Source organism: Brevibacillus sedimenti (assembly GCF_020923495.1).
In the GTDB taxonomy this organism is placed as follows: Bacteria; Bacillota; Bacilli; order Brevibacillales; family Brevibacillaceae; genus Brevibacillus; species Brevibacillus aydinogluensis.
Genome location: NZ_CP064048.1, coordinates 468,276 through 487,787, shown reverse-complemented (window position 1 = coordinate 487,787; position 19,512 = coordinate 468,276). Strand labels below are relative to the sequence as shown.

At 51.7% G+C, this 19,512-nt stretch carries 19 protein-coding genes and 1 pseudogene; all 20 read left to right on the top strand.

The annotated features are described in order from the left end of the window. Positions 1 to 21 precede the first annotated feature (21 nt). The 20 genes and pseudogenes from IRT44_RS02420 (at position 22) to IRT44_RS02335 (ending at position 18,875) form a co-directional block, all read left to right on the top strand. Positions 22 to 474 carry a redoxin domain-containing protein gene (locus IRT44_RS02420; protein ID WP_171566846.1) on the top strand — a complete coding sequence of 151 codons (453 nt, stop codon included), beginning with the start codon at positions 22 to 24 and terminating at the stop codon, positions 472 to 474. Between the two features lie 59 nt (positions 475 to 533). Then, complete coding sequence (gcvH, locus tag IRT44_RS02415) at positions 534 to 914, top strand: glycine cleavage system protein GcvH (RefSeq protein WP_029098324.1); 381 nt, start codon at positions 534 to 536, stop codon at positions 912 to 914. A gap of 389 nt (positions 915 to 1,303) precedes the next feature. Further along, positions 1,304 to 1,735: a hypothetical protein gene (locus IRT44_RS02410; RefSeq protein WP_171566853.1), complete on the top strand. Its 432-nt coding sequence runs from the start codon at positions 1,304 to 1,306 to the stop codon at positions 1,733 to 1,735. A 22-nt stretch (positions 1,736 to 1,757) separates the two neighbouring features. Continuing rightward, positions 1,758 to 2,150 carry a VOC family protein gene (locus IRT44_RS02405; protein ID WP_171566854.1) on the top strand — a complete coding sequence of 131 codons (393 nt, stop codon included), beginning with the start codon at positions 1,758 to 1,760 and terminating at the stop codon, positions 2,148 to 2,150. A gap of 230 nt (positions 2,151 to 2,380) precedes the next feature. Continuing rightward, entirely contained in the window at positions 2,381 to 2,716 is a 336-nt protein-coding gene (locus IRT44_RS02400) for an SCP-2 sterol transfer family protein (protein ID WP_171566855.1), read from the top strand. Positions 2,717 to 2,914: 198 nt separating this feature from the next. Next, positions 2,915 to 4,075 carry a M20 peptidase aminoacylase family protein gene (locus IRT44_RS02395; protein WP_171566856.1) on the top strand — a complete coding sequence of 387 codons (1,161 nt, stop codon included), beginning with the start codon at positions 2,915 to 2,917 and terminating at the stop codon, positions 4,073 to 4,075. 303 nt (positions 4,076 to 4,378) lie between these two features. Next, positions 4,379 to 5,959, top strand: coding sequence for a phosphoenolpyruvate carboxykinase (ATP) (pckA, locus tag IRT44_RS02390; protein ID WP_230077384.1), 1,581 nt, complete (start codon positions 4,379 to 4,381; stop codon positions 5,957 to 5,959). Positions 5,960 to 6,289: 330 nt separating this feature from the next. After that, positions 6,290 to 7,078, top strand: coding sequence for a Fe-S cluster assembly ATPase SufC (sufC, locus tag IRT44_RS02385; RefSeq protein WP_029098330.1), 789 nt, complete (start codon positions 6,290 to 6,292; stop codon positions 7,076 to 7,078). A 21-nt stretch (positions 7,079 to 7,099) separates the two neighbouring features. After that, on the top strand, positions 7,100 to 8,398 hold the full coding sequence (gene sufD / locus IRT44_RS02380; RefSeq protein ID WP_230077383.1) for a Fe-S cluster assembly protein SufD: 1,299 nt from the start codon (positions 7,100 to 7,102) through the stop codon (positions 8,396 to 8,398). Continuing rightward, positions 8,398 to 9,624, top strand: a complete 1,227-nt coding sequence (locus tag IRT44_RS02375) for a cysteine desulfurase (protein ID WP_171566859.1) — start codon at positions 8,398 to 8,400, stop codon at positions 9,622 to 9,624. The genes sufD and IRT44_RS02375 overlap by 1 nt, the downstream gene beginning before the upstream one ends. After that, positions 9,611 to 10,048, top strand: coding sequence for a Fe-S cluster assembly sulfur transfer protein SufU (gene sufU, locus IRT44_RS02370; protein WP_171566860.1), 438 nt, complete (start codon positions 9,611 to 9,613; stop codon positions 10,046 to 10,048). Before IRT44_RS02375 ends, sufU begins: the two co-directional genes overlap by 14 nt. Positions 10,049 to 10,097: 49 nt before the next feature. After that, complete coding sequence (gene sufB / locus IRT44_RS02365) at positions 10,098 to 11,495, top strand: Fe-S cluster assembly protein SufB (RefSeq protein WP_171566861.1); 1,398 nt, start codon at positions 10,098 to 10,100, stop codon at positions 11,493 to 11,495. 655 nt (positions 11,496 to 12,150) lie between these two features. Then, positions 12,151 to 13,206 carry a hypothetical protein gene (locus IRT44_RS02360; RefSeq protein ID WP_230077382.1) on the top strand — a complete coding sequence of 352 codons (1,056 nt, stop codon included), beginning with the start codon at positions 12,151 to 12,153 and terminating at the stop codon, positions 13,204 to 13,206. Positions 13,207 to 13,320: 114 nt separating this feature from the next. After that, positions 13,321 to 13,542: a hypothetical protein gene (locus IRT44_RS02355; protein WP_230077381.1), complete on the top strand. Its 222-nt coding sequence runs from the start codon at positions 13,321 to 13,323 to the stop codon at positions 13,540 to 13,542. A 103-nt stretch (positions 13,543 to 13,645) separates the two neighbouring features. Continuing rightward, positions 13,646 to 13,981, top strand: coding sequence for an acetylglutamate kinase (locus IRT44_RS02350; RefSeq protein ID WP_230077380.1), 336 nt, complete (start codon positions 13,646 to 13,648; stop codon positions 13,979 to 13,981). Positions 13,982 to 15,250: 1,269 nt separating this feature from the next. Continuing rightward, complete coding sequence (locus IRT44_RS19435) at positions 15,251 to 15,334, top strand: MerR family DNA-binding transcriptional regulator (protein ID WP_409978433.1); 84 nt, start codon at positions 15,251 to 15,253, stop codon at positions 15,332 to 15,334. 30 nt (positions 15,335 to 15,364) lie between these two features. Next, positions 15,365 to 15,538: pseudogene (locus IRT44_RS19365) on the top strand (MerR family transcriptional regulator); the annotation flags it as partial. Continuing rightward, the gene (locus IRT44_RS02345; protein WP_326838947.1) at positions 15,539 to 16,072 is read left to right on the top strand and encodes a GyrI-like domain-containing protein; all 534 of its coding nucleotides are present in this window, start codon (positions 15,539 to 15,541) and stop codon (positions 16,070 to 16,072) included. A 16-nt stretch (positions 16,073 to 16,088) separates the two neighbouring features. Continuing rightward, positions 16,089 to 17,858 (top strand): CocE/NonD family hydrolase, encoded by a 1,770-nt coding sequence (locus IRT44_RS02340; protein ID WP_230077378.1) that lies wholly within the window; start codon positions 16,089 to 16,091, stop codon positions 17,856 to 17,858. Between the two features lie 168 nt (positions 17,859 to 18,026). Continuing rightward, positions 18,027 to 18,875 (top strand): N-acetylmuramoyl-L-alanine amidase, encoded by an 849-nt coding sequence (locus tag IRT44_RS02335; RefSeq protein WP_230077377.1) that lies wholly within the window; start codon positions 18,027 to 18,029, stop codon positions 18,873 to 18,875. The last annotated feature ends 637 nt before the right edge of the window (positions 18,876 to 19,512 follow it).

Genomic DNA, 19,512 nt, shown 5'->3' with positions numbered 1-19,512 from the left:
CCGAAAGGAGATGTGCTTTCCATGCGTTTGCGCGAAGAACTGCCTGATTTCCCCGGTGTGACCGAATGGGTCAACGGACAGGCGAGCAAGTCCGAACTGGCCGGCAAACCGGTCCTGGTTCACTTCTGGTCGATTAGCTGCTACATGTGCAAGGAGTCGCTGCCGCAGGTGAACGAGTGGCGCGAAAAATACGCCGCCAACGGCCTGCAGGTGGTAGGCATCCACATGCCGCGCTCCGAAGCGGACACCAACGTGGAGGCCATCAAGGAAACCATTGCCGAGTACAAGCTGACGCACCCGATTGCCATCGACAACCAGATGAAGACCACCGACGCGTTCCAAAACGAATACGTCCCGGCTTTCTACCTGTTTGACGAAAACCTGCAGCTCCGTCACTTCCAGGCGGGCGAGAAGGGGCTCAATTTGGTAAAAAAACGCCTTCATCGAATTTTGGGGATTGAAGAGGAATCCTAGAACGTTTGTCCAATAAGTAAGGGGTAACCGAATGTACCTGATAGGAGGATACGTAAGCGATGGAATTCCCGAAACACCTTCGTTACAGTGAAGAGCACGAATGGGTGCGCGTAGAAGGAAACAAGGCGTATATCGGTATTACGGCTTTTGCCCAATCCGAGCTGGGCGACATCGTGTTCGTCGAATTGCCGGAAGTAGGGGCCGAGATCAAGCAGGATGAACCGTTTGGCAGCGTGGAGTCGGTCAAGACTGTATCCGAGCTGTATGCTCCTGTCAGCGGAAAAGTGGTGGAAGTAAACGGCGAGTTGGAAAACGCGCCGGAACTGGTCAACACGTCGCCGTACGAGCAGGCGTGGATGATCGTCGTGGAAATGTCTGATCCGAGCGAACTGGATAAGCTGCTGGATGCGGACAAATACGAAGCAATGGTAAAAGAATAGGAATGTGCACGAAAAGGCCGGAAGCAGCATGCTCCGGCCTTTTTCTCACGGGGCGGGCCGTGCTCCGGGGCGGGACAAGCGGCGGGTTTCGGGTCCCGGGCCCCGGGGCCAAGCGCAACTGCTGCCCGGACGAGGGGAGAAAACGCCAGCGGCTGCGGCCGGCGGCGTCCAGGCGGGAGCGGAAAATCGCGCCTGTAATGTTTTGATTAGTCAGAAAAAAAGTGGTCGCTGCTGTTGTTTTCAGATACAATGGGAATACGAATGTACGCTTCCGAACAGGGACTGGTATCATTTGCGTCTGGAGTTGACGTCCGTTTGTAGGCTACAATGCCTATACAGAGGTACATTCGTGCAAACGTGCAAGCGTTTGGCGAAAAGGAGGGAGAGGAATGAGCTTTTGCTGCGGAGCCGGAATGGTCGGTTCGATCGGAACCGTGCGCCATTACAAGACGGTTGTGCACAACGTGCCCATCCTGTTTTGTCCGGTTTGCGACCGGATCGAAGTCCATCCGGCCATTGAGGGAGAGTACGAGATCCTGGTAGAATATGCGCAAGGTGATAACGCACCGGAAGTCGACTTTGCCGACTTTGTGAGTGTTGACAATACATCCGAGTTGTTTGAGAATTGTAGCATGACGGACGAAGCGGCCAGCTTCGCCGACGTGCTGAAACAGCAGATTGACATTTCCCTTGACCTGCTGGGCGTGGCCAAAGAGCTGAACGACGACGACTGGCGGGAAACGCTGATGCTGCGCCTCAAGCGATTGAGCGAACGACTGAAGCAGTACAACAAGCGAAGGGAAAGCGCAGCGTGTGATTGAGTTGACGTAGGAGGCAGTGTAAATGTTTCATTTGAAAGGTGTACACCACATCGCCTTAAATTGCCGCGATGTCGTGAAGGTAGCTCGTTTTTTCAAAGACATATTGGAAGTTCCCATCCCTGAAGAACACATGACAGAAGGAGCACCTATCTACTTTCAAATTGGCACTTACACGCGGATTGGTCTCCATCCCTGCACCGATAACGAAGGAAAAGGCGGCATCGGACAGGTGGATCACATCGCCTTTTCCGTGACCAGCCGGGCTGAGTTGGATTATCTGGTTGACAAGCTGGAGGCGTGCAATATCTGCTACCGCGGCCCCATTGCCCGGCCGACCAGCTATAACCTCTATTTTGAAACGCCGGACGGCCACCATCTGGAGGTACGCCTGGACAAGGACGAGTTTGACGAGTAGCCAGACAATGGCTTGGAGATATGTGAGAGATATGGAGAACGGCACCTGCAGGCAGCGCTGGGTGCCGTTTTGCTGTTCCGAGGGCCAATTGCCGTCCCTCTGCCCTGCGGATAAGTGTCGAGAAAAAATGGGAGCGGCTGACACCAGCCGACATCGGTTCCGACTGCTCGTCAAAGGATTCGACCCGGACCTCCGCGAACGTAAGGGAAGAAGCAAAGGGGGAGATGGCGTTGGCGAAGTCTCTGGAGCGGCTGTTGGCGGAGAAGGCGGAGCGGGTAGGGCAAAAACCCCACTTGAAACCCTTGACGGCCGGATGGGAGCGCATCGTGGGGATTGTCGCGGAAGATGTGCCGGCGCGCTACTGCCTGATGTTTTCCGGCGGCGCTGTGACGTGTACGGCCTGGCAGGAACCGGTCCATCTGGAAGTGCGGGGGCGCGCGAGTGATCTGGCGATGCTGTTCGGGGGCGATGAGCTGGCCTACCAGTACGCCAGGCAGCAGGTGTCCACCAAGGGACGGATCGGCGATCGGCTGAAACTGGAGGCACTGATCCGCTTATCGAGCTGAACGATCTATCGCGGATGGCTGGCCAGGAAGGGACCTGGTGTCGTCGTGGGTGCCGTGACGGTACGCTGCGGAGCCCGGTGGGTCTTGTGTTATAATGGTGCCGGGAGAACGTTCCGGTCGGAAGACGAGACAGCAGGGAGCAGCTATGGTTGATAATGACGGAACATTCGCAAAAAAATGAAAGAAGGAGAGGGGAACATGACGACAGCGTTGCCGTTGAAAGAGACGCTGGCCGCGCGGGAAGCCCAGGTATACCGCACGTTTGACCATCTGCACACCCATCCGGAAACCAGTTGGAACGAATGGGAGACGACCCGCTATCTGGCCGAGCGGATGCGCGCCCTGGGGCTGCGCGTGACAACGTTTGACGACTGTACCGGACTGGTGGCAGAGTGGGGCGAGGGTAAGCCGGTCGTGGGCCTTCGGACCGACATCGACGCGCTTTGGCAGGAAGTGGACGGCGTATGGCGGGCCAATCATTCGTGTGGTCACGACGCTCACATGACGATCGTGCTGGAGGCGGTGGAGACGCTGATCGCTTCCGGATACCAGCCGCAAGGGACCGTGAAAATCCTGTTTCAGCCTGCCGAGGAAAAGGGAGAGGGCGCGCTCAAGCTGGTGGAAAAAGGGGTGGTGGATGATATCGACTTCCTCTACGGCGTCCACCTGCGGCCCATTCAGGAAATGGCTGCAGGCGAAGCAGGGCCGGCAATCTACAACGGCGCAGCGATGTTCATGACCGGAGAGATTACCGGCGTGTCGGCGCACGGTGCCCGGCCGCACCTGGGCGTAAACGCCATCGAGGTGGCGGGGGCCATTCTCAACGGGTTGGGGCAGGTGCACACCAATCCGATGGTGCCAGCGACCGTGAAAATGACCATGCTGCAGGCAGGAGGGGACAGCTACAACATCATTCCCGACAAGGCCCGCTTCGCGCTGGACTTGCGGGCGCAGACCAATCAGGCTATGGAGGAGCTGACCGCCCGCGTCCGGCAGGTGATTGACGGCGCGGCCGCGATGTTTGGGGCCGACATCAGCGTGACGACCGGTTCGCAGATGGTGGCGGCGGAAGTGGACGAAGAAGCCAGACGGCTGATGGAACAGGCGATCGTGGACGTCCTGGGAGCGGAGCACCTGCGGCCTGCTCCGGTCAGTCCCGGCGCGGAAGACTTTCATTTCTACACCGTGCAGCGGCCGCACATCAAGGCGACGATGCTCGCGCTCGGCTGCGATCTGACGCCTGGGCTGCACCATCCGCACATGCGCTTCGATCGCACCGCTCTGCTTGCCGGTGCGGAAATCCTCGCGCGTGTCGTGGTTCGGACATTTGCCCACCTCCACGGGGAGCAATCAACGTAATCACAGGCAACGGTGCCTCCGTCATCCGGCGGAGGCTTTTGTCGTTCGGCGCCATGCAGGCGGTGCCGCCATGATCTGGAACGGACAAAAGCGATGCGGAGGCGGAGGAAGCGGACGCGCCGGGGAACCCTAGAAACAAGGAACCCCGGCCGTATGTGTTGGCAGACAGTCATTCACAGTTTGTTCACACCCAAAAAAATAAAATCTTGTAGCTTATTTGGCGAAATGTGATATACTAATTACAAATCACGTGACATGAAAAAGGCATGACTCGGATTTTTATGGGAAGGAGATCGTTCACACATGGAAACCAAGACGGTTTACAAACTTGCTGACGTACTGGCGACGGCGACCGTCCACGCAAACCTGCCTGTCGCCCAACTCGTTGAGATGGCGGTAAAACGCGGTGAAGGTATTCTGACCGACAAGGGAGCGCTCAACGCGTTAACGGGTAAGTTTACCGGCCGCTCGCCCAAAGACAAATTTGTGGTGGACGAAGTCTCCGTGCATGATAAAGTCAACTGGGGACCGGTTAATCAGCCGATCTCTCCGGAGAAGTTTCAGGCTCTCTACCAGGACGTGCTGGAGTATCTGCAGACGAAAGAGCTGTTCGTCTTTGACGGCTTTGCCGGCGCGGACAAAACCTACCGTCTGCCGATTCGCGTGGTAAATGAATACGCGTGGCACAATCTGTTTGCCCGCCAGCTTTTCATTCGCCCGACCGCGGAAGAACTGGCCGAGCACAAACCGGAGTTCACCGTCATTTACGCGCCGACGTTCAAGGCCGACCCGGCTGTGCACGGAACCAACTCGGAGACGTTCATCATCATCAGCTTTGAGCAAAAAACCGTGCTGATCGGCGGGACCGAGTACGCCGGCGAAATGAAAAAATCCATTTTCAGCGTGATGAATCTGCTGCTGCCCGAGCGCAACGTGCTGTCCATGCACTGCTCCGCCAACGTGGGCAAAGATGGCGATGTGGCGCTGTTCTTCGGACTCTCCGGCACGGGCAAGACGACGCTGTCGGCTGACCCGAACCGCTTCCTGATCGGCGATGACGAGCACGGCTGGTCGGACGACGGCGTCTTCAACATCGAAGGCGGCTGCTACGCCAAGTGCATTCGCCTGTCCGAAGAAGGCGAGCCGCAAATCTGGAAGGCGATCCAGTTCGGCACCGTGCTGGAAAACGTGGTGGTCGACCCAGTGAGCCGCGTCGCCGATTACGACAGCGATGCCTACACGGAAAACACTCGCGCCGCCTACCCGGTTGAAGCGATTCCGGGCGCTGTCATCCCGGGCGTCGGAGGCCATCCGAACGTGATCATCTTCCTGACCGCTGATTCCTTTGGAGTGCTGCCGCCGATCTCCAAACTGACGAAGGAACAGGCGATGTATCACTTCCTGTCCGGCTACACCAGCAAAATGGCCGGCACTGAGCGCGGGGTGACCACTCCGCAGACGGAGTTTTCCACCTGCTTCGGTTCTCCGTTCCTGCCGCTGCATCCGGTCGTCTACGCCGAGATGCTGGGCAAAAAGATTGACGAGCGCGACGTGCGGGTCTACCTGGTCAACACCGGCTGGACCGGCGGACCGGTCGGCGTGGGTTCGCGCATGAAGCTGGCCTACACCCGCGCGATGGTAACTGCCGCGCTGAACGGCGAACTGGAACACGTGGACTACGTGACCGATCCCGTCTTTGGCGTGCAGGTGCCGACATCTTGCCCGAACGTGCCGGCGGATGTGCTGCAGCCGCGCAACACCTGGGCGGACAAGGAAGCGTACGACAAGCAGGCGCGCGAACTGGCAGCCCGCTTTATCGAGAACTTCGAGAAGAAATTCCCCGACGCGACAGAGATCGCCAAGGCGGGTCCGCGCGTTCAATAACCAGCATACGCAAAGGCGCCCCGGCCGAACATGGCCGCCGGGCGCCTTTTTTCGCGAGCAGGGGAAAGGCCTGCATGGCAGACTGCTGCCCGGATGATTCATGGCAATTTTTTTCAATCAGATGGAATTGATTTTTCATTACAAAGCAAGTAAAAATGATATGAATGCCCAGTACGCAGAAACGACTTCCCCAATATACTAAACATAATTATTTAAAAATTACAGATATGTTCCATTCCTTGATTTAAAATTATTCTTATTATAAGATAGTCATTGAGAATGAATTGAGAATAACCCATTCATTTCACGATACTGATGGAGGGAAAGCACATGACAGCAGTACCGCATTTGCAAATAAAAAACCTTCGCGCCAAAATCGAGGACAAGGAAATCCTCAAGGGTCTCACTCTGGAAATCAAAGGCGGCGAAGTGCACGCGATCATGGGTCCGAACGGTACTGGGAAATCCACGCTGGCGTCCACGCTGATGGGGCACCCGAAATACGAAGTTACCGAAGGCGAAGTCATCCTTAATGGAGAAAACCTGCTTGAGATGGAAGTGGACGAGCGCGCCCGCGCCGGTCTGTTCCTGGCCATGCAGTATCCGTCTGAAATCAGCGGGGTGACCAACTCCGACTTCCTGCGCTCCGCGATCAACGCGCGCCGCGGTGAAGGCAACGAGATTTCGCTGATGAAGTTCATCCGTGAACTTGACAAGAAAATGAAAACGCTGGAAATGGACGAATCCTTTGCTCACCGCTACCTGAACGAAGGCTTCTCCGGCGGTGAGAAGAAGCGCAACGAAATCCTGCAAATGATGATGCTGGAACCGAAGATCTGTATTCTTGACGAGATCGACTCCGGTCTCGACATCGACGCGCTGAAAGTGGTGGCTAACGGTGTCAACGAAATGCGTTCCCCCGAACGCGGTTTCTTGATCATCACCCACTACCAGCGCCTGCTGAACTACATCAAGCCTGACTTCGTACACGTGATGATGCAGGGCCGCATCGTGAAATCCGGAGGTCCGGAGCTGGCAGAGCGCCTCGAGGCGGAAGGCTACGACTGGATCAAAGAAGAGCTCGGCATCGTGGATGAAACCGTAAACGCGAACGTGTAGGAAGAAGGAGGCAGCAGTCAGATGAGTGTGGATGTACATCTCCGCTTCGACCGTGAAGCGATCACCGAGTTCTCCAAGGCCAACCAGGAGCCTGCCTGGTTTCTGGAAAAGCGACTGGCCGGTTTGAAGGCGGCGGGCGAACTGCCGCTGCCCGCTTTGGAGAAAACGAAAATCGACAATTGGAACTTCGATCAGTATGAACCGTTTGTGACCAGCGCCCGCGTATCTGCCGCAACCGAACTGGACGACGTAGTGAAGGCGCAGATCGACGCAAACGCGGTAAAAAGCCTGATCGTGCAGAAAAACGCCTCCCCTGTGTTTCACGCAGCAGCAGACGAGCTGAAGAGCAAGGGTGTCATCTTTACCGACCTGGCGACCGCACTGCGCGAGCACGGCGAACTGGTGCAGCAATACCTGCTGAACGTCGTGGCGTACGACGAGCACAAGCTGACGGCGCTGCACACGGCTTTGGTCAACGGCGGGGTTTTCCTCTACGTCCCGAAAAACGTGGAGCTGGACGTGCCGCTGCAGGCCGTATTTGAAGTGGCAGGCGACAACGCGCTGCTCTGCCCGCACGTGCTGATCGTGGCGGAAGCGAACAGCAAAGTGACCTACGTGGATACCTACGTCTCCGGCGAAGGCCGCAACATGGTGGCCAACAGCATCGTGGAAGTGTACGTCGGCCCGGGCGCGTCCGTGCAGGTGGCATCCGTTCGCTCCCTGTCCAAGGACGTCCACGACTACACGTTCCGCCGCGCCACCGTTGACCGCGACGGCAAGATGGAGTGGATCCTGGGTGAGATGAACGACGGCAACACCGTCGCCAACAACACGACCATCCTCAAGGGCACCGCTTCCTCCGCCGCGACCAAGACTGTCTCCGTGGGAACCGGCGATCAGCGTCAGAACCTGACCTCCCAGGTGCAGCACATCGGCACGCATTCCGAGTCCGACATGGTCAGCAAGGCAGTTATGACCGGTGAAGCAACGACCATTTTGAACGGCATCACCAAAATCGAAAAAGGCGCCGAAAAGGCCAACGGCGAGCAGGCGGAAAACATTCTCATGCTCAGCGAAAAAGCGCGCGGCGACGCCAATCCGATTCTGCTGATCGACGAGGATGACGTGAAAGCGGGTCACGCCGCGTCGGTGGGTCGGGTGAGCGAAGAGAGCATCTACTACCTGATGTCCCGCGGGATCGACCGCGAGGAAGCGGAGCGTTTGATCATCTTGGGCTTCCTGGAACCGGTCGTCGCTGAAATTCCGATTGATGAAGTGAAGAACCGGCTGCGCCAGGCGCTCGAAAGGAAGTTGGGCTGATGAACGCCAAGGAGCTTCGTCAATACTTTCCCATCCTGCACCAAGAGGTAAACGGCCACCCGCTCGTCTATCTGGACAACGCGGCTACCTCGCAAAAGCCGATCCAGGTGATCGAAGCGGTCGACAAATACTACAAGGAGTACAACTCCAACGTGCACCGCGGCGTGCATACGCTGGGCAGCCGGGCGACAGACGGATACGAGGGCGCGCGTGAGAAGGTCCGCGCCTTCATCAACGCCCGCGAGGCGGCAGAAGTCGTCTTTACCCGGGGAACGACCACCGCTGCCAACATGGTGGCTTACGGATTCGCCCGTACGTTTCTCAAGCCGGGCGACGAGATTGTGACCACCCTGGTGGAGCACCACAGCAACTTCATTCCCTGGCAGCAGGCGGCCAAGGCGACCGGCGCGACGTTCAAGTTCATTCCCTTGGCAGAGGACGGCACGGTGACGCTGGAAGCGGTGGAGCAGACGATTACCCCCAACACCAAACTGGTCGCCATCCACCACATCTCCAACGTGCTTGGCGACACCACACCGGTGAAGGAGATCGCCGAAATTGCCCACCGTCACGGTGCGCTGCTGTTCGTTGACGGCGCCCAGGGGGCTCCCCATAAAAAGATCGACGTGCAGGATTTGGACTGCGACTTTTACGCGTTTTCCAGCCACAAGATGTGCGGTCCGACCGGCATCGGCGTGCTCTACGGCAAACGCGCGATCCTGGAGCGGATGGAGCCGGTTGAATTCGGCGGCGAGATGATCGACTTTGTGGAGCACTTCGATTCCACCTGGAAAGAGCTTCCCTGGAAGTTCGAGGGCGGAACGCCGATCATTGCCGGTGCCATCGGATTGGGAGCGGCTATCGACTTCTTGCAGGAAATCGGACTGGACAACATTGAACGGCATGAGAAAAAACTGGTGGCATATGCTTTGGAGCAGATGCGGGAAATCGAAGGGCTGACAATTTACGGCCCACTGGAAAACCGCAGCAGCTTGATTACTTTCAACCTGGCCGAGGTCCATCCACACGATCTGGCGACTGTGCTGGACAGCCACGGCATCGCCATTCGCGCGGGCCATCACTGCGCCCAGCCGCTGATGCGCTGGCTGAACGTCACAGCTACTGCCCGGGCCAGCTTCTACCTGTACAACACGGAAGAAGAAGTGGATGCGTTGGTGGCGGGGTTGAAAAAGGCGAAGGAGTTCTTTGGCAATGTCTTCTCTTGATGATCTGTACCGCCGCGTGATCATGGACCACTACCAGAAGCCGCGCAACCGCGGCAAGCTGGATGAATCGGAAGGACTTGTAGTCAATTTGAATAACCCGACCTGTGGCGACAGCATCTCGCTCTCCCTGAAAGTGGAGGAGGGCAAGGTGGTCGATGCCAGGTTTCTTGGTGAAGGATGCTCGATCAGCATGTCATCCGCCTCGATGATGACGGAGGCGATCAAGGGCAGGTCGGTGGAAGAGGCGCTGAAACTGGCGAGCATCTTCTCCGACATGATGCAGGGCAAGGAAATCGACGATTCGATCGACCTGGGTGATATCGAGGCACTGTCCGGGGTCGCCAAATTTCCGGCGCGGATCAAGTGCGCCACGCTGGCCTGGAAGGCGCTGGAGCAAGGAATCAGACAGGCCGGAGAGTCGTAAGTCCGTCAGGCTGTCAAGCCACCATGTTCAACAAAAGGAGTGAGTAAGGATGGCGAAGAAAGCCCCTGAATTGCAGGAATACCAGTACGGCTTTCACGACAAGGACGTCTCCGTCTTCCGGACGAAAAAGGGCTTGACCCGCGAGATCGTAGAGGAAATCTCCCGGATCAAGGGCGAACCGGAGTGGATGCTCGAATTCCGTCTGAAAGCACTGGACATCTTTTTGAAATTGCCGATGCCGAAGTGGGGCGGCAACCTGGATGACCTCAACTTCGACGACATCACGTACTACGTCAAGCCGTCCGAAAAGACCGGACGCAGTTGGGACGAAGTGCCGGAAGAAATCAAGGCGACCTTTGACAAGCTGGGCATTCCGGAAGCGGAGCAGAAGTTCCTCGCCGGCGTCTCCGCCCAGTACGAATCCGAGGTTGTCTACCACAACATGCAGGAAGACCTGGAAAAGCTGGGTGTGCTCTTCTGTGACATGGACTCCGCAGTGAAGCTCTACCCGGACATCGTCAAGGAGTACTTTGCCACCGTCATTCCGCCGGCGGACAACAAGTTCGCGGCGCTCAACTCGGCAGTATGGTCCGGCGGCTCCTTCATCTACGTGCCGAAGGGCGTGAAGGTGGAGACCCCGCTGCAGGCGTACTTCCGCATCAACTCGGAAAACATGGGGCAGTTTGAGCGCACGCTGATCATCGTGGATGAGGACGCCTTTGTGCACTACGTCGAAGGCTGTACCGCTCCGATCTACAGCACCGACTCGCTGCACTCGGCCGTGGTGGAAATCATCGTGAAAGAGCGCGCCCGCTGCCGTTACACGACCATCCAAAACTGGTCCAACAACGTCTACAACCTCGTGACCAAGCGCGCTGTCGCATACGCGGACGCGACGATGGAGTGGATCGACGGCAACATCGGCTCCAAGCTGACGATGAAATACCCGGCGGTAATCATGAAAGGACCGCGCGCCAAAGGGACCGTTCTCTCCATCGCGGTGGCGGGGAAAGGACAGCATCAAGACGCTGGCGCGAAAATGGTTCACCTGGCGCCGGACTGCACGTCTACGATCATTTCCAAGTCCATTTCCCGCGACGGCGGCAAAGTGACCTACCGCGGTCTGGCCCAGTTTGGCCGCAAGTCTGACGGCTCCAAGTCCAACATCAAATGCGACACGCTGATTCTGGATAAACTGTCCACGTCCGACACGATCCCGTACAACGAGATCATGAACGACAACATCACCCTGGAGCACGAAGCGACCGTCTCCAAGGTGTCCGAAGACCAGCTCTTCTACCTGATGAGCCGCGGTCTGACTGAAGCAGAAGCGACCGAGATGATCGTCATGGGCTTCATCGAGCCGTTCACCAAGGAACTGCCGATGGAGTACGCGGTAGAAATGAACAGATTGATTAAGTTTGAGATGGAAGGCAGCATCGGGTAGGAAATTATAAAACGTTGTTGCCCCAGCGTTTTATAAGTGGAATACGAGTTTAAAAAAATAATCGTGCCGATTTCGTGCCGATTCAAATTCTTTCTTTTGGTATAGAAGGCGAACTTTTTTAAGTTCGTCTTCTTCATTTTTTCGGTGATGGACAGATATGTGTCGGCGCTCGGTTTGATCGTCTTATGTCCAAGCCGCTTTGATACATAGACTAGACTGGCACCAGACTCGAGTATCATGGGTACCCTTGTATTCCACTTCTGCTTTTTCACAATGCGATTGTGCGATAAAAAATGAGAAAAAGTGGAAAAGAATCCAAAATTATGGTATATATTTTGATTGGGGAGTATGGGTAATATTGTAAGAAAGGGGAGTTATTTCTTTGAGAGATAATTGAAAAGCCAAAAAAAGAAGATTAATGATGTTGGAAATACAATGATAAAAATTATTAGTGTCTCTTTTGGATTCTTAATCGAGTCACGAATAAAACCAGAGAAACCAACTGTAAAGAAAAACGTGATATTTTCAAAAGCTTTGTCTACAAAGCTTTTGTTTTGATTATCATTGTTTTTCAAAGTAAACACCTCTTTTGGGGTTTATTACACAATATTACCATTTATTTCCCTACTAATAAATAGTAAAGGAGTCACGGATAATGAAGAAAATTACAAGCACACTGTTAGCTTTATCGGTTGTAGGAATGTCTATATTTTCTAATTTTGCTGTAATACCTACAACTTTCGCGAAAAGTAGCAAGGGTGATGAAAAAATTCTTCAGCCTAAATTTGATTCTTATAAGATTGAGTTAAATGATGGATATAAAATTGTTTCCGAAAGTGTTGGAATCAACAAAAATGATGATTTCATTGAGACATCAGTTTATTCAAGAGAGGATTTTTTTGATAATGACGGTAAATATCAAAATACTGTCCTTGAGATTTCTTCTTTCCACAATGATTTTGAGACTGGAGAGGCAAAGAATAAATTCCTAACTAAAACAGTTTATGATGAAAAAGGAATAAAGAAGTTGTCAAGTAAAAAATCTCTCTCTTTTGAGATTGCTGATTTTGAAAAAGAGATTGAAAGTTATTTTGAAGATGAAGAGGGATCATTTGATAAAATCGAAGGGCATACCCTAGAAGACGTTAAAGAAGAGAAGGAAAAATTAAATAAAGAAATTGAAAAGAATAATCATTCCATTGGTTTAATGGCTGTTTTAGCCAGGGGAGCTTTTGACAATTATTACAACCATGATAATAAATCGGGAGACTTTGAAATTCAGGCTTTGAGTGCCTCAGCACATGAATATATTAGGATTACAGGTAATGAAAATGATGGGGATAACGCTGACTCTTTGTCGAATTTCAAGAGCTATATAAAAGCTTATGAAGATGCAGTTATTACAAAAATGAATCGAGAAGAGTTTAGAGATGAGGTAAATGCTTGGGCTAGCGGTATTTCTTCCTTCCTTACTATTGGCCAATACGGAGGACAAGCTTTAAAAGGGCCAGCGGGATGGGTTAAAGGAGTTAAGTACCTTGGAAAAGCGTTCATGATTGCTAAGTTAGCCCTTTGGACAACACAAGCCTATGCTTCAGGGGCGGTCTTGGGTTACTCAAATATCGCAGCAGAAAATCTAGATAACGCTAGAAAAGAATTGAATTACAAAAACTGGACGAATGTAAGAATGAAGACTGTTAGCGGATACTAAGAGTGTGGAGGGTATTTATTAGACTCTCAAATTATTACTCATGTGAATTTAAGACAATGTAGGCGTAGCTCCCCTCCCTAATCAATCGATGTAGGGAGGGGTGTTTTTATTTTCATGGCGAAAATAGAAGATGTACCATTTGGGGCAGAGGCTGACTATGGAGAAGGCTTCCTTGAAAACGGTTTTTCCCCGAATTATTACGGTTACGATCTTAGACAGATCGCTATCATGGCTTGGACGCTGTCCGAAGTGGCGTTGAATCGAAAGCTAAGGGTTTGGTGGGAGCAACATGATTACTGGACAAGGTTGGCGGTGAATAGTAGGCGACCTGCCTGATAAGGATGAAACGATAAAAAGGCTTCTGCGGAACGATACAGATTTTGCGGCTGCTTTTGAACCTTTTTATGGAAAGGCCATTGCCGCACGATTTGGCGATTTGATGAAGCGACATCTTACGATTGCGGCCGAACTGGTTCAGGCACTGAATACAGGCAATACCTCAGCCGCTGCAGATGCTCAGAAACGTTGGTTCGCTAACGCAGATGACATTGCTGTCTTCCTGGGGAGAATTAATCCTTTTTGGTCCACAGAGGAATGGAGACACATGATGGATGAGCATTTGAGGCTTCTCAGTAGCGAAGTGACTTCCCGTATTGCCGGAAACTATGCTGAAAACATCGCATTAAGTGATCGGATCGAATCACAAGCGCTGGAAACGGCAGACGTGATGACGAGGGGAATCATTCAACAATTTCCGATGGCCTTTTCCGCTTAACTGCTTTTTGTTAAAGGGGCGTGTCCAGAAAGTCAGGGAAAACTGACTTCTGGACGCCCTTTCTTCCTTGTTAGGGCAGTATTTTAGGTGGCTTTCGCAATTTTTGCAGAACGATCGTTGTATTTTGCTACAAAGTAAAAATCTGAAAAGCCAGTACAAAAACCAAAAACATACTGACACCCAAAAAAGTGTAAGCTCTGGCTTTATCTTTGTTCCAAGCAAATGCCCTAAAGAAACCATGAGAACAACCAGGCCAAGCGTATTCAAGATTTCTAAAAAAGGAACATCGATTAGAAGGGAAGTTACGGCAATCACAATGACGATGATTGCAGTGACAGAAACCCAGAGAGGGAGCTTGCCTAAAAGAAACACTCACTTCCTTTTTGGTTAATTACAACATATTTCTTGGCGTGTTTCATGGATATTCCACATGAGTGGGGAAGCACTGGCGGGGCGAGAGCGAGTGAGCACTGTTCAGACGTCAAACTGCTGACTTTTTTGTTACCTAAGTAAACAATGATGCAAGAGATTACGCAGCCCGGGCCAGGAAGTGTTGGTCCCAGGATGCGTTTTGCTGCCAAGCGACTCTTTTGTTATTTCACGTTGCTTGTCCGAGCAGCCGACTCTCAAGATTCCATGGTGGACAAATCGCCAGTTGGCAATCCAAGCTCCCATGCCTTCAGTACGCGGCGCATGATTTTGCCAGAGTTGGTTTTCGGCAGTGTCTGTCAGGTATTGTGCTTTACATCTGGAAAAAATTGATCATGGATGAAGGAGGGGGAACGCATGGCCAAAAAAAGGCATATTTGGACGAACGCAGATTATTCTGAAGCTGAAGACATACACGATAATAATATAGATGTTATAGTTACTTTACCAGATCGAACCAGATGGTGGGGAACATTTTTTACGTGCAAAAATATAGAATGTCTGCGTCGGAAATAAAAAAACAGGGGAGTTCTTATCTGACACATATCTAAGGTCGGTCAACATGATCATTTGTGAAATGGAAGGTTCTATCGGTTAATCCTCAATCTTTCCTGGTAATGTTTTACGTACGTGTTCGCAGTGACTTTGACACTTGCATGTCCGAGTCGCTCGGACACGTATTTTATTTGGGCATTTATGATTTTATGGTGGAATCCAGCCATTGACGAACATTCATTTGTTGCAAACTGACGTTTTCTGTCGGTTGGCAACATTTTTTATTGCTTGACTTTCCACTTGGATGGAAGGTTTATAATTCGAGTACGGAAAGGAGTGAACCCCATGTTTAAAATCAGCGAGTTCTCAAAATTAAGCCAGGTGCCTGCTAAAACGCTGCGGTTTTATGATCAAATTGATCTTTTATAACCTGCCTACACGGATCAGCAAAGCGGTTACCGTTACTACAAGAGCGAACAGCTGCTTGATCTGCACCGAATTCTGGCGTTTAAGGACCTCGGTTTTACACTTGAACAAATCAAACAGCTTCTGAATGATAACGTATCTACTGCGGAAATTCGAGGAATGCTTCGACTCAAGCAGGCGGAACTTCACTCGCTGATTCAGTCGGAAATGGAGCGTTTACGACGTATTGAGGTGAGACTGGAACAAATTGAACGGAAAAGTGACAGTCTTTCTCATTGTGAGGTTGTAGTTAAGAAGGTTGAGCCCTTAATGGTTGCAACGCTGAAAGAAACCACAAGCAGAGCAAATATTCCCGGGTTATTCGAAATCGATGAATATTTAAAATGGAATGGAATTCCGCTTCCTGTCCCCCATATCGTGATGTGGCATGGTTGTCCGGAATGTGAAAGCAGCATCGATCTGGAAATAGCTTGCCCAATCCCGCGCAAGCTTCAGGACACAGCTCGTTTTCGGACGATGGAGCTGCCGGAATTGACCGTTGCGGCGGTGACCCATATAAGCCGTCCAGACATGGATACGCCAGTGAGCATTGATCTAGGATCTTGGATTGAGGAGAACGGCTACCAGATCAGCCCGGAAATGCCAAGCAGAGAGATTTATTTATCGCCTCAAGAAGGTAACAAATTGTGGTATGTGACCGAGAGTCAGATGCCCATTTTGCGAGCAGGGTTCATGCAATGAAAAAGGAGTGCTCGATATGTCAGAACAATTGGAAAACCAGATGATTGCAGAATTTGATGTTCCCGTTGAGATGCGAGACGGAATCGTGTTGCGTGCTAATATTTATCGGCCCAATCAGGAAGGAAAATGGCCCGTTCTGCTCCATCGCCATCCTTATAATAAAGATACTCCCCCCATTTCTTTTGGATTGTATGATATTTCCCGTGCAGTTCGGCAGGGATATGTGGTCATCGTTCAAGATACAAGGGGGAGATTCGCTTCTGAGGGAGAATGGGAGCTGATTTCGACCAGTAAACAAGAAGCTTCTGATACCTTTGAGACCATTCAATGGGCAAGCACGCTTCCTTACAGCAACGGTAAAGTTGGCATGTTTGGTGAATCTTATTCCGCATTTGTACAGTGGGCAGGCATGCTGAAGAATCCACGTGTACTCAAAGCAGCGACTCCTTCTTTTTCCTGGAGCGATCCCTTTGATGGATTCATGTACCGGGGAGGAGCGCTTGAACTCGGCTTTTTGTCCTATTGGCAATTAGGGATGTATCTGGACACGCTCTCAAGACGTTATGCGGATGAGCAAGAACGAGCTGATGCTTTGGCGCAGTTAGTTTCAGATATTGATCAACTAAAAACGGAGATGAAAACACTGCCATTGAAACAGTTTGCTCCCTTTGCCCGAAATAAAGTGGCTCCCTTCATTCTTGAACATGTTGAGCGCGGCATGGATCAAGATTATGTGGATGCGTTATCGTTGAAGGGGAAATATGACAAATTCACAGTCCCTGCACTCAACATTGCAGGTTGGTACGATATATTTTTGCAAGGAACCATAGAAAATTTTCTTAAAATGCGTAACAAAGGCGGCAGTCCGGAAGCTCGGCAGAGCAAATTAGTCATCGGGCCATGGATGCATTTGGATCACAGTCATCAAGCTGGCGAAATAAATTTTGGATTGGCTGCAAACTACGCTGTCGCGGATATGGTCGGACTCCAGTTGCGATGGTTTGATCATTTCGTAAAAGGAAAGGACACCGGTATCATCAATGAAGCGCCTGTCAAGATATTTGTGATGGGCGAGAATGTTTGGCGCGATGAATATGAATGGCCGCTTGCCCGGACAAATTATACGTCGTACTACCTGCACAGCCAGGGACATGCGAATACGCTTCACGGCGATGGCGTGCTTAGTACAATCATGCCAGATCAAGAGCCAGCCGATCATTATACGTATGATCCGTTGAATCCGGTCATAACGAAAGGCGGAGCGATCATGATGCCTCCCGATTTCAGCAGCGGTGCATTTGATCAGAGAGAGATTGAATCACGCAATGACGTATTGGTTTATACAACCCCCGTATTAGAAAATGATGTAGAAGTTACAGGACCGGTTAAAGTGAAACTGTGGGCAAGTTCAAGTGCCGTAGATACAGACTTTGTCGCACGATTGGTAGATGTTCATCCCGACGGGTATGCACAAAATCTAACAGACGGCATTATCCGTGCCCGTTATCGGAATGCTGCCAAAGGAGAGGCTCCAAGCTTAATCAAGCCTGGAAAAGCTTATTTATATGAAATCGATTTATGGTCAACAAGCAATGTATTCAAAAAAGGACATCGAATCCGCCTGGATATAACGAGCAGTAATTTTCCGCGTTGGGACCGAAATCCCAATACCGGAAGACAATTCGGTGAGGATCGGGCTGAGGATGTTGTGATCGCGCGGCAAACCGTCTTTCATGATGCCGAACATCCTTCTTGCATTATTCTGCCGATCATACCAAGAAGATGAAACCAAAACATTACATCCATGATGAAATCCGTATATTTTTTATGCGGATTCTTTTTTTATTTCCACGCACATACTGCACTGCATGAGCGGAATTACTGCATGGAACGGATGCGAATAATCGAACAGTACAAGCTTTGTGAATACGATAATCGGAGGGGGTGAAAACGTGTGACAACACCCATTTTGATTATCGACCCCGGACACGGCGGGACTGATCCGGGCGCAATGGGGAACGGTCTAAGGGAGAAGGACCTCACCTTGCAGATCAGCACCTACCAAAGTGCACGGTTCCACGCGTTGGGTGTTCCTGTTGTGCTCACCCGAACAACAGATACGTCCCTCACGCCGTCACAACGCACGAAGCTGGTACGAGACAGCGGTGCCACCTACTGTATTTCCAACCATATTAACTCCGGTGGGGGAGAGGGGGTTGAGGCGATCTACTCCATTTTCGCAAAAGATACCCTTCCCAAACTGCTTGCCCAAGCTGTTGCAGATTGTGGTCAGAAAATTCGTAAAATATACACCAAAGTGGGACCTGGGGGGAAAGATTATTTTTTCATGCACCGGGATACTGGAAAAGTGGAAACGATTATCCTGGAATATGGATTTATTGACCATCCCGTCGATGCAAAAAAGCTAAGAGATAACTGGAAAACTTACGCAGAAGCAGTGGTTAAGGCCTTTTGCGGTTACATCGGAGTGCCCTACATTCCACCTGCAAAGCCTGTGGAAAAGGTGTCCATCGAATTAAACGGCAGTCTCCTGCCGGTTCAGGGTTATCTGCGTGACGGCGTATCGTGGCTTCCGATCCGGGCCGTGGCCGAGGCAGTCGGCGCCACAGTGGAGTGGAATGCAACCACCAGGCAGGTTAAGGTGAACGGCCAAGACCTGACGGAGAGCATCGAAAACGGAACAGCGTATGCCCCTGCGCGGGAGTTGGCTGCCATCCTCGCGTTGGACGTTGAGTGGGAACAGGCGACGAAAACCGTGAAGATGAAGAAAAGGAGTGCGTGACAGAAAAGACGGGAAAGCTTGCGGTAATTTACTGGCCTGTCGGGTGCCGTCAAGCTGGCGTTAGAGTCGTTGGGGGCGGGAAACCAACCCTCCACGTCGTCAAGCCTGCCTTATCATTGGAAACATTATTTTATGATTCTATGCATTTTCATTGTTTCTATAATTTGGTATAATAATTTTCGGCATGTTTATCGGCAAATTTGTAAGTTTAATAAAATTATACTATAGCACTTGAGTCGGGAGCGAATGTCATTACAGGTGTAACCTGGCAATGCAGACTTACATTGATCGTCGTGCATTGTTCAATCCGGATCATGTCCGTGAGACAGCGTTGAAAATGCAGCGTAAGGTAAACTTTCTTTCTTCTTTGATTGACAGTGCCAACCATCGCGCGGAGTTTGAATTTCCGTTTGTCGAACAATACATGCGCTAGTGTTTTACACTAGCTTTGGGGAATAAACCATGGCGACGAGGTTTATTCTCCAAAGCTGGTGTAAAGCCAGCTCAAGGTATGTGGTGTCGGAAGCCGCCTGCTGTTGAGCGTGTCAACAGATAGATACCGTACAGTCGAAAATTTTTTAAGAGGGCGACCGGTTGACGACTAGACGGATTAACGTGTTACGTCAGGACACTTTAC